Here is a 9,731-nt window from a genome sequence, read left to right on the forward strand (position 1 = left end):
ACCTGCCCCTTCTCGGCTCCTGAGCGCCAGGACGCCCGGCAGCGCCGCGACGAGCGAGAGCACCCCGTAGACGACGGCGGTGGTGATGCCCGCGCACCCGCCGCTGCTGCGCGGTTACCTGCGCCTGGGCGCGTGGGTCGGCGGGCCGCCCGCGCACGACCCGGACTTCGCGGTCGCCGACTTCTTCACCGTGCTGGCGGTCGACGAGATCGGCGAGCGCTACCGCAGGTTCTTCCTCGGGGAGAATTCATGAACCCGTGGGACGTGACTTCACCTTGTACCCCTCGCTGCGTCACCCACCGGCTGCCTGAGATCAGCACACTGCGGACCGTGCGACGGTGGCTGGCGCTGGGCTCGGTCCTCGCCGGGGTGCGGCGGGGGAACCTGCGCCCGCACGCCCGCGGGGTGCTCGACGCCCTCGGCGTCACCCTGGACGCGAACACCGACCTCCTGCGGGTACCCGCGGGCACCGGCACCCTGATCGTGGCCAACCACGTGTCGTGGCTGGACATCGTCGCGCTGCTGGCCGTCGACCCGGTTGGGTTCCTGGCGAAGCGCGAGGTGCGCTCGTGGCCGGTCATCGGGTCGCTCGCGCAGGCCTGCGGCACCCGGTTCATCGCCCGGCGCGAGCTGCGGGAACTGCCCGCGGTGGTGGCCGGGCTGGCCGACGCGCTCCGCGCCGGCGAGTCGGTCGTCGTGTTCCCCGAGGGCACGACGTGGTGCGGCGGCCAGGGCGGCACGTTCCGGCGCGCCGCGTTCCAGGCCGCCATCGACGCCGGCGCGCCGGTGCGGCCGGTGACCTTCGCCTACTCCCAGGGCGGGCAGCCGAGCACGGTCGCGGCCTTCGTCGGCGACGACGCTCTCCTGCCGTCGCTGAGCCGCGTCGCGCGCGCCCGCGACCTGCGGATCGAGCTGACCGCGCACCCGCCGCTGGAGCCCGCCGGCGACCGGCGCGAGCTGGCCGCGCGAGCCCAGGACGTCGTCCGGTTCACCCGGGTCCCGGCGCATGCTTGACTTCCTGAACCACCTCGGTGAGCTGCTCCAGGGCGCCCTGGGATCGCCCTGGCTGTGGCTCATCGTGTTCGCGGTGGCGGGCCTGGACGCGCTGCTGCCGTTCATGCCGAGCGAGACGACGGTGATCACGGTCGCCGTGCTGCTCGGCACCGACGTGCCGAAGCTGGCGCTGCTCGCGCTGCTCGCGGCCGCCGGAGCGCTCGCCGGCGACTGCCTGTCGCACGCGGTCGGCCGGGGCGCCGCGCCCGCGCTGACGCGGTGGCTGCGCGGCGGGAAGCAGGACCGCTACGAGTGGGCCCGCGGACAGGTCGACCGCAACGCCGGGCTGCTGATCGTGGCCGGCCGGTACATCCCGGGCGGCCGGGTCGCGAGCGGGTTGGCGACGGGCAGCATGGGCGTGCCGTGGGCGCGGTTCATCGCGCTCGACGCGCTGGGCGCCGGGATCTGGGCCGTCTACAGCGTGATCATCGGCGCGATCGGCGGCGCGAGCTTCGACGGGCAGCCCGCCAAGGGGCTGCTGTTGTCGTTCGGCATCGGGTTGATCATGGTCGGTGTCATCGAGGTGGTGCGGCGGTTACGCTCACGGCATGCAGCACGCCGAGTACCTCGCGATGATCGAGGCGCAGTGCCGGGCCCTGCGCGCGGCCGCGGTGCGGACGGGACCGGAGGCGCCGGTGCCGACCTGTCCGAAGTGGACTGTCCAGCGCCTCGTCGACCACCTGGCGAAGGTCCACTCGTGGGTCCGGTCCGCGCTCGCCGATCCCACCGGCGCGAACGTGACCCGCGGGCAGCCGCCCGCCGACTGGACTGAACTGCTGTCCTGGTGGGACGAGCAGCTGCAGGGGATGCTCGCCGGACTCGCCGATCCCGCGGCGCCGGCGTGGCTGCCGTGGACCCGCTACGAGCAGACCACGCGGTCCTGGGCGCGGCGGCAGGCGCACGAGACGGCGATCCACCGGCTGGACGCCGAGCACGCGCTGGCAGGCAGCGCGGAGGCGTCCGCGGTCCCGTCGCTCGTGTTCGACCCGGAGTTCGCCGCGGACGGCGTCGACGAGCTGCTCGCCTGGATGCTGCCGACGCGCGCGAAGTGGGACCAGTTCGACTTGTCCGGCTCGGTGCTCGTGCACGCCGCCGACGCCGGTCGCATGTGGCGGGTCGTGCTGCACCCGGGGCAGCCCGGGACGATCGAGCCGGTGACGGCCGCGTTCGAGGCCGACGTGACGGTCGCGGGCACCGCCGACGCGGTGTACCGGCGCGTGTGGGGGCGGCCCAGCCACGCCTCGGTGACCGGTGACGTGCGTCTCCTGGAGCCCCTGGCCGCGCCGTGACGGGGCGCGGCGGGGAAGATGGGGCCGTGTCCGAACGACGTTATGTGATCACCTTCGGCTGTCCCGACCGCACCGGCATCGTCGCGCGCGTGTCGTCCTTCCTCGCCGACGCGGGCGGCTGGATCGTCGAGGCCGCCTACCACACCGACCCGGACACCGGCTGGTTCTTCACCCGCCAGGAGGTCAGGGCGGACTCGCTGCCGTTCGGTGTGGACGAACTGCGGTCGCGCTTCGCCGAGGTGGCGACGTCGCTGTCGGCCGAGTCGAACTGGCGGGTCGAGGACACCTCCGAGCGCCGCCGCGTGGTGATCCTGGTGTCCAAGGAGGGGCACTGCCTCTACGACATCCTGGGCCGGGTCGCCGCCGGTGAGCTGGACGTCGACGTGCGGGCGGTGATCGGCAACCACGACAACCTCGCGGACATCACGCGGGCGCACGGCATCCCGTTCCACCACGTGCCCTTCCCCGCCGGCGACAAGGCGGAGGCGTTCGCCGAGGTGCGCAAGCTGGTCGACGAGCACGACCCGCACGCCGTCGTGCTCGCGCGGTTCATGCAGATCCTGCCGCCGGAGCTGTGCCAGGCGTGGTCCGGCCGGGCGATCAACATCCACCACAGCTTCCTGCCGTCGTTCATCGGCGCGCGGCCCTACCACCAGGCGCACCGCCGCGGCGTGAAACTGGTCGGCGCGACGTGCCACTACGTGACCGCCGACCTGGACGCCGGGCCGATCATCGAGCAGGACGTGATCCGCGTCGACCACGGCGACACCGTGCCCGACCTGGTGCGCAAGGGCCGGGACATCGAGAAGATCACGCTCGCCCGCGGCCTGCGGTGGCACCTGGAGAGCCGCGTGCTGGTGCACGGCAACCGCACGGTGGTGTTCTAGGCCGCGAGCACCGCGCCCGCGATCAGCAGCGTGTATACACCGACGGCGGCCTGGATCGCCTTGGTGCGACGGCGTTCCGGCGCGTGCCGCAGCAGCCAGGCCAGCCCGGGGACCACGAGGACCGCGTGCATCGTGACCGCGTGCACGAGCTTGAGCGAACCCGCGGTCGTGTAGGCGAGCTGCGGTTGTCCGCCGCGGGCGAGGGTGACGCCGTCGGCGATCATGATTGCGCCGACCACCATGGCCGCGAACAGCACGACGAGCCCGAACCGCAGGGCAAGCGTCATGCTCGGGCTGAGGTTCGTCGTCCGCCAGGCCGCCACGGCGAAGGCCGACACGGTCACGATGATCACCGCGCCGCCCGCGGCGAGGCTGTAGGAGACGGCGGTGTCGAAGCCGGTCTCGAAGTTGAAGTGCGACGGCACCCCGCGCCAGACCTGCAGCGTCACCAGGGCGACCTCGGCGACGCTCACCGCGGTGAGCGCGCCGAGCAGCGGGGTGCGGCGGCGGACCTGGAGGAAGCTCGTCGCCCAGGCGACGCTGGCCAGGGTGAGGCCGAAGGACAGGCCGAACGTCATGGCCTTGCGGTACGACAGCGGCCCCTCCCACGTGGTGCCGCTCGCCACTAGGACCACCAGGTGCACGAGGCCGCTGGTGAACAGGACGGCGGCCACCACGTAGGCCACGCGCTCGACTGGCCGGGCGCGGGTCCAGAGGCTTTCGCGAAGTGCGAGGGTCATGCCGACGATGGTCGGCGTTCGGAGCTCTCGCGGCGTCTGCCTGGCAGCGTCTCTTCGCCGTACGTCGGCGGGCGTATCAGACGCGCACGAGCATCTTGCCGGTGTTGGCGCCCGCGAGGAGGTCCAGGAAGGCCTGCGGGGCGTTGCGCAGCCCCTCGACGATCGTCTCCTCGTACTTGATCTCGCCGGAGCGGACCAGCGGCGCGACCTCCTCGAGGAACTTCGCCTGCAGGTCGTAGTGGTCGCTCACCAGGAACCCGCGGATGTCCAGCCGCTTGCCGATGATCTGGCCCAGGTTCCGCGGCGCGGCGGGCGGCTCGGTGGCGTTGTAGATCGAGATCATCCCGCATACGGCGATCCGCGCGTGCACGTTCGCCGAGTTGATGGCGGCTTCCAGGTGCTCGCCGCCGACGTTGTCGAAGTAGACGTCAATGCCCTCCGGCGCGGCCTCTTCCAGCTGCTTCGCGACCGGCGCGTCCTTGTAGTTGAACGCGGCGTCGAAGCCCAGGTCCTCGACGAGGTGCCGGACCTTCTCGGCCGATCCGGCGCTGCCGATGACCCGCTTGGCGCCCTTCAGCTTCGCCAGCTGGCCGACGACGGACCCGACCGCACCGGCCGCGCCCGAGACGAACACGGTGTCACCCGGCTGGAACCGCGCGATCTCGGTCAGCCCGGCGTACGCGGTGAGGCCGGTCATGCCGAGCACGCCGAGGTACGCCTCGCGCGGCGCCGCGCCCGCGTCGATCTTGGCCGCCTGCTTCGGGGTGACCACGGCGTGGGAACGCCAGCCGAAGCCGTGCAGCACCAGGTCGCCCGGCCGCAGGGCGTCGGTGTTCGACTCGACGACCTCACCGACCGCACCGCCCAGCATCACCTTGCCGACCTCGTACGGCGGCGCGTACGACTTGGCCGAGCTCATCCGGCCGCGCATGTACGGGTCGACGCTGATCTCCAGGTTGCGGACCAGGGCCTCGCCGTCGCCGGGCCGCGGCACCTCGACGTCGACCACGTCGAAGTTGTCCAGCGTCGGCGCACCGTGCGGACGGGAGGCGAGCCGGATCTCGGTCGCGGTGGTGCTCATCATGCGCTCCAGTGGGTGTCGGAAGTGTGTCTCCACGGCTGCCAACACACTAACCGGGGCGCTGATTCCGCTTTGTGGCCGAGGCTACAGCCACCGCACCGAGCGGCGCGGCTAGACGAGCTCGGCGAGCTTGCCCAGCACCCCGTCGTAGATCCGGCGGAGCCCGGCCGGCGCGAAGGTCTTCTCGAAGAAGCCCCCGATGCCGCCCGCGCCCTGCCAGGTGGTCTCGATCCGGACGGTGCTGCGCTCGCCCGCGGGCCGCACCGTCCAGGTCGTGACCATGCTGGAGTTGGCGTCCGTCTCGACGAGGGTGCCCGCTTCCGGCTCGGACACACTCGCCGCGACGTCCCGCACCCGCTTGGAGGTGGCCTGCAGCTTCCACTTCGCCTTCGTGCCGGCGCCGGTGCCGCCCTCGACCACCTCGTAGTCGCGGTAGTGCTCGGTCAGGATCTTGGGCCGGGTCTCGGCGTAGTCCGCGACCAGCGCCCGCACCTTGTCGGCCGGTGCGTCGATCGTCCGTTCCGCGCTTGCGGTGACCTTCGCCATAACCCCTCCTGATCTGCTCGAACGCTGTCGCCCGCGACTCTATCGATCAGAGGAGACCCTGCTGCGACAGCCAGTCCTTGGCGACGTCCGCCACCTGGTCGCCGTCCTCGTCGACCTGCTTGTTCAGCTCACGCAGCTGCTCTGTGGTCAGCTTCGCGCTCACCGCGTTGACCGCCGCGGCGAAGTCGGGGCCACGCTCGTCGAGCACCTTCTGGTTCACCGCGGGCACGATGTTCTCGGTCGCGACGATCTTCTGGTCGTCCTCCAGCGCGGTGAAGTCGGGGTTTCCGACCAGCGGGTTCACCGAGTCGAGCGGGATCACCGTGACCGCGCCCGAACGCAGCTGCTCGACCCGCGGGCCGGACTCCTGGATGCTCGAGAACGTGACGTTCAGCTTGTAGACGTCACGGAAGCCGATGAAGCAGTTGGCCCTGGTGCCGCACTCCGGCGGGCCGCCCAGCACGACCTTGTCCAGCTTCTTCAGGTCGCTGATCGTCCGCAGGCCCTGCTGCTGCGCGAGATCGGACTTCACCACGTAGGTGTTCTTGTTCTCCGCCGGCGCGTAGTCCAGCAGCCCGACGCCGGACGGCTTGAACAGCTCGGCGAGCTTCGCGTGCTCGGACGCCGCATCGTTCGGCGCCTGCTCGTTGAACCCGGAGCTGATCGCCGCGCCCTGGTACTCGGGGATGAACTGCAGCTCGCCCGACTTCAGCGACGGGTACACCAGCTCCCGCGAGCCGATGTTGAACTTCCGCTGGACCGGGTAGCCCTTCGCCTCCAGCGCCTGCGCGTACACCTCCGCCAGGATCTGGCTGTCCGTGAAGTTGAACGACGCCACCACGATCGGCGCGCCGCCCTTGCCCGGTGCGGCCGTGCCGCCGTCGTCCCCGCCGCCGCAGGCCGTGAGCCCGAGGACCGCCACCGCGAGAATCCCTGCCGCCCGCAGGCTCCGTGTCCACCGCATACCTGTTCACCCTCCCAGTGCTGTTCGTCGCCAGCGACCCTATCCGCGGGCACCGACAGAAACCACATAGTGAGATCGTCCGCCCGTCAGTGTCGGTCACCGCCCGTATGCTCGCCCGGTGAGCGAGTACGTGCTGGCCGCGACCGACCGGCCGCTGTTCGAGTGGCGCTGGGTGGAGCGCAACGCGGACGAGATCGCGCAGCGCCTCGGCGAGCACCTGGCGCTGACGGCGGCCGCGCTCGCGATCGGGCTCGTCGTGTCGGTCGCGCTGGCCGTGTTGTCGCTGCGCTGGCGCTGGTTCTACGCGGTCGCGCTGGGCGCGGCAGGCGCGCTGTACGTGATCCCGAGCCTGGGGGCGTTCGCGCTGCTGGTGCCGTTCTTCGGGCTGTCGTTCACCACGGCCGTGATCCCGCTGGCCACGTACACGCTGCTGATCCTGCTGCGCAACATCGTGACCGGCATCCAGCAGGTGCCCGCGGAGGTCCGGGAGGCCGCGATCGGCATGGGCTTCACGCGGCTGCGCCTGTTGCTGCAGGTCGAGTTCCCGCTGGCGCTGCCGGTGGTGATCGCCGGGCTGCGGGTCGCGGCCGTGACGACGATCGGGCTGGTCACGGTCACCGCGATGCTCGGCATGGGCGGGCTGGGCTTCTTCATCCGGCAGGGCATCCAGACGACCACGCCGAACCCGACGGCGATCATCGTCGGGATCGGGTTGTCGATCGTGCTGGCGGTGCTGGTGGACGCGCTGTTGTGGCTGAGCGAGCGGGCGCTGGCCCCGTGGGCGCGGAAGGCGGGGCGGGCGTGAACGCGTTCGAGCAGGCGCTGGACTGGCTCGGGCAGCCGGGCCGGTGGAGCTGGACCGACCCGGCCGGCATCCCGTACCGCACGCTGGAGCACCTGGGCTTTTCGGCGTTGTCGCTGGTCATCGCGGCGGCGCTGGCGGTGCCGCCCGCGCTGGTGCTGGCGCACTACCGCCGGGGCGCGTTCCTGGCCAGCAGCGCGGTGAACATCGGCCGCGCCATCCCGAGCTTCGGGTTGATCATCCTGTTCTGGTACCTGGCGAGCCGGTGGGAGGTGAACACGTCGTTCTGGCCGCTGCTGCTCGCGCTGGTGGCGCTGGCCCTGCCGCCGTTGTTCACCAACACCTACGCCGGGGTGGTGTCGCTGGAGCCGGAGGCCGTGGACGCCGCGCGCGGCATCGGGCACACCGAGGGGCAGATCATGCTGCGCATCGAGCTGCCGCTGGCGTTGCCGGTGATCCTCGCGGGCGCGCGGGTGGCGTTCCTGCAGCTGGTGGCGACGGTCGCGATCGGCGCGATCGTCAACGACGGCGGCGGGCTGGGCCGGTTCATCGTGGACGGGTTCGCGCAGGGCGCGGGCGGTTACGGCGAGATCCTGGCCGGCGGGCTGGCCGTCATCGTGCTGGCCCTGGTGTGCGAGGGCGTGTTCGCGCTGCTGGAGCGGTTCGCCGTGCCGCGGGGCCTGACGTTGTCGCGCCGGGCGACGATGTCTACGCGACCGGTTTAGCCAGGCCGTCGATCACCTCGGCGCCGGGCAACGACGCGAGCAGGTCGCCGGTGACCAGGAGTTTCCCGCCGCGGATGCCACTGCCGATGACGAGTTCCGGCGAGTCGGCGACGGCCTTGTCGACGAGGATCGGCCAGTCCGCGGGCAGCCCGACGGGCGTGATGCCGCCGTAGGCCATGCCGGTGAGGGCGACGGCCTCGTCCATCGGTGCGAAGGAAGCTTTGCGCACGTCCAGGCGGCGCTTGATGACGCCGTTGACGTCGGCGCGCGTGGTGGCGAGCACGAGCGCGGCGGCGAACCGGACCTCACCGGCGCGCTTCCCCGCGACGACGACGCAGTTGGCGGAGGCGTCCAGCGGTGAGCCGTAGGCCTCGCAGAACGCGGCGGTGTCGGCGAGTTCGGGATCGATCTCGACGGCGCCGACACTGTCGGCGTCGAGGGCGGCCAGTGCTTTGGCGACGGGCTCGGCAAGCAGGTCGGTGCGTTCGGCGGCCGGGTGGACGGTCAGCGTCCCGGCGATGCTCCAGGTCCTCACGCCGCCAGGATAGGGAATCGCCGGTTCACCAGTTCTTGCCGCCGCGCTGAACCTCGATCAGCCGCGGCCGCACGTCGACGAGGTAGACGAGGACGGCGACGATGCCGGCCAGCCAGAAGAGCGTGCCGGCCCCACCGAAGCCGAACAGCCCCATCGCGGCCGTGCTCGCGCCGGTGATGGCGAGCCAGATGGGCTTGGTCTTGCGGTCCGCGGCGTGGTAGGCGTCTGCGCGCTGGAGAAGGGCGTGCACGAACGCGCCGAGGCCCACCAGCGTGCCGGCCCAGCTGATGACCTGCATGATCCAGTACGCGATGAACGGCACGTCCCTAGCCTACGTCCCTTCGCCCCCGCCGTCGGATCCCCGGTGTCCAGAATGCCACGAACGCCCGGGCCCGTCACCGCCGTCCCCGGCGGGCCGCCCCTGGCTCACCACGCCGCCGAGCACACCGCACACAGCCAGCGGTTGGCCGAGCACACCCGGCACACCAACGAGCAGCCCCAACGCACCGCCCAGCCCCGCTAGGCACCCCGACACCACGAGCAGTCCCGCACAACAAACTCGCCCTCGCCCGAACACCCCCACCCCCGGGGAATCGCCGCACAACTTCCCTCCCCCCGAACACCCGCCCCCCGGGGCAATCGCCGCACGAACCCTCCCTCCCCCGAGCACCCCCACGCCCCGCGGCAACCGCCACACAACTTCCCACCCCCGAACACTCGCCCCCCGGGGCAATCGCCGCACCAACCCTCCCTCCCCGAGCACCCCCACGCCCCGCGGCAACCGCCACACAACTTCCCTCCCCCCGAGCACCCCCACGCCCCGCGGAAATTGCCGCACAACCTCCCTCCCCCGAACACCCGCCCCCCGGGGCAATCGCCGCACCAACCCTCCCTCCCCGAGCACCCCCACGCCCCGCGGCAACCGCCACACAACTTCCCACCCCCCAAGCACCCCACGCCCCCCGGAAATTGCCACACAACCTCCCTCCCCCGAACACCCGCCCCCGAGGCAATCGCCACACAGCAAACCCTCCCGCCCGAGCACCCACCCCCCGCGGCAATCACCACACACAAAAGCCCACCGGCCGCGCCGAGCGGTGCTCGGCGCG

11 protein-coding genes and 2 pseudogenes are annotated in these 9,731 nt (G+C 71.8%); 7 read left to right on the forward strand and 6 right to left on the reverse strand.

Translation table 11 applies throughout. The features are described from left to right. Nucleotides 1–97: 97 nt before the first annotated feature. From ABZ193_RS41960 to purU, 5 genes and pseudogenes are all read left to right on the forward strand, one after another. Nucleotides 98–253, forward strand: a pseudogene (locus tag ABZ193_RS41960) (GNAT family N-acetyltransferase); the annotation flags it as partial. A 77-nt stretch (nt 254–330) separates the two neighbouring features. Further along, entirely contained in the window at nt 331–1,014 is a 684-nt protein-coding gene (locus ABZ193_RS41965; protein ID WP_237336254.1) for a lysophospholipid acyltransferase family protein, read from the forward strand. Nucleotides 1,015–1,117: 103 nt separating this feature from the next. Continuing rightward, a pseudogene (locus ABZ193_RS41970) lies at nt 1,118–1,477 on the forward strand (VTT domain-containing protein); the annotation flags it as partial. A gap of 148 nt (nt 1,478–1,625) precedes the next feature. Continuing rightward, entirely contained in the window at nt 1,626–2,342 is a 717-nt protein-coding gene (locus ABZ193_RS41975; protein WP_084506128.1) for a maleylpyruvate isomerase N-terminal domain-containing protein, read from the forward strand. A gap of 26 nt (nt 2,343–2,368) precedes the next feature. Continuing rightward, nucleotides 2,369–3,229, forward strand: a complete 861-nt coding sequence (gene purU, locus ABZ193_RS41980; protein ID WP_037322690.1) for a formyltetrahydrofolate deformylase — start codon at nt 2,369–2,371, stop codon at nt 3,227–3,229. Here the strand turns inward: purU and ABZ193_RS41985 are convergent. The 4 genes from ABZ193_RS41985 to ABZ193_RS42000 all read right to left on the reverse strand — a co-directional run bounded on the left by ABZ193_RS41985 (nt 3,226) and on the right by ABZ193_RS42000 (nt 6,560). Beyond that, entirely contained in the window at nt 3,226–3,969 is a 744-nt protein-coding gene (locus ABZ193_RS41985) for a hypothetical protein (RefSeq protein WP_354714351.1), read from the reverse strand. The two genes, purU and ABZ193_RS41985, sit on opposite strands and share 4 nt — an antisense overlap. Before the next feature lie 76 nt (nt 3,970–4,045). Then, nucleotides 4,046–5,053, reverse strand: a complete 1,008-nt coding sequence (locus tag ABZ193_RS41990; RefSeq protein ID WP_354714353.1) for an NADP-dependent oxidoreductase — start codon at nt 5,051–5,053, stop codon at nt 4,046–4,048. Nucleotides 5,054–5,161: 108 nt separating this feature from the next. Next, nucleotides 5,162–5,596: an SRPBCC family protein gene (locus tag ABZ193_RS41995; protein WP_020419562.1), complete on the reverse strand. Its 435-nt coding sequence runs from the start codon at nt 5,594–5,596 to the stop codon at nt 5,162–5,164. Between the two features lie 46 nt (nt 5,597–5,642). Next, nucleotides 5,643–6,560, reverse strand: coding sequence for an ABC transporter substrate-binding protein (locus tag ABZ193_RS42000; protein WP_354714355.1), 918 nt, complete (start codon nt 6,558–6,560; stop codon nt 5,643–5,645). A 118-nt stretch (nt 6,561–6,678) separates the two neighbouring features. Here ABZ193_RS42000 and ABZ193_RS42005 point away from each other — a divergent pair, with 118 nt between their 5' ends. Both ABZ193_RS42005 and ABZ193_RS42010 read left to right on the forward strand, forming a co-directional pair. Continuing rightward, nucleotides 6,679–7,365 carry an ABC transporter permease gene (locus ABZ193_RS42005; RefSeq protein ID WP_020419560.1) on the forward strand — a complete coding sequence of 229 codons (687 nt, stop codon included), beginning with the start codon at nt 6,679–6,681 and terminating at the stop codon, nt 7,363–7,365. Next, nucleotides 7,338–8,087 (forward strand): ABC transporter permease subunit, encoded by a 750-nt coding sequence (locus tag ABZ193_RS42010; protein ID WP_020419559.1) that lies wholly within the window; start codon nt 7,338–7,340, stop codon nt 8,085–8,087. Before ABZ193_RS42005 ends, ABZ193_RS42010 begins: the two co-directional genes overlap by 28 nt. Here the strand turns inward: ABZ193_RS42010 and ABZ193_RS42015 are convergent. After that, a complete protein-coding gene (locus ABZ193_RS42015) occupies nt 8,071–8,622 on the reverse strand; it encodes a YbaK/EbsC family protein (RefSeq protein ID WP_354714358.1) in 552 nt (183 codons plus the stop codon). The genes ABZ193_RS42010 and ABZ193_RS42015 overlap by 17 nt on opposite strands. 25 nt (nt 8,623–8,647) lie before the next feature. Continuing rightward, complete coding sequence (locus tag ABZ193_RS42020) at nt 8,648–8,944, reverse strand: DUF2516 family protein (RefSeq protein WP_354714360.1); 297 nt, start codon at nt 8,942–8,944, stop codon at nt 8,648–8,650. Nucleotides 8,945–9,731 lie beyond the last annotated feature (787 nt).

Origin of the sequence: Amycolatopsis sp. NPDC006125, from assembly GCF_040614195.1 — a bacterium.
Classification (GTDB): Bacteria; Actinomycetota; Actinomycetes; order Mycobacteriales; family Pseudonocardiaceae; genus Amycolatopsis_E; species Amycolatopsis_E tucumanensis.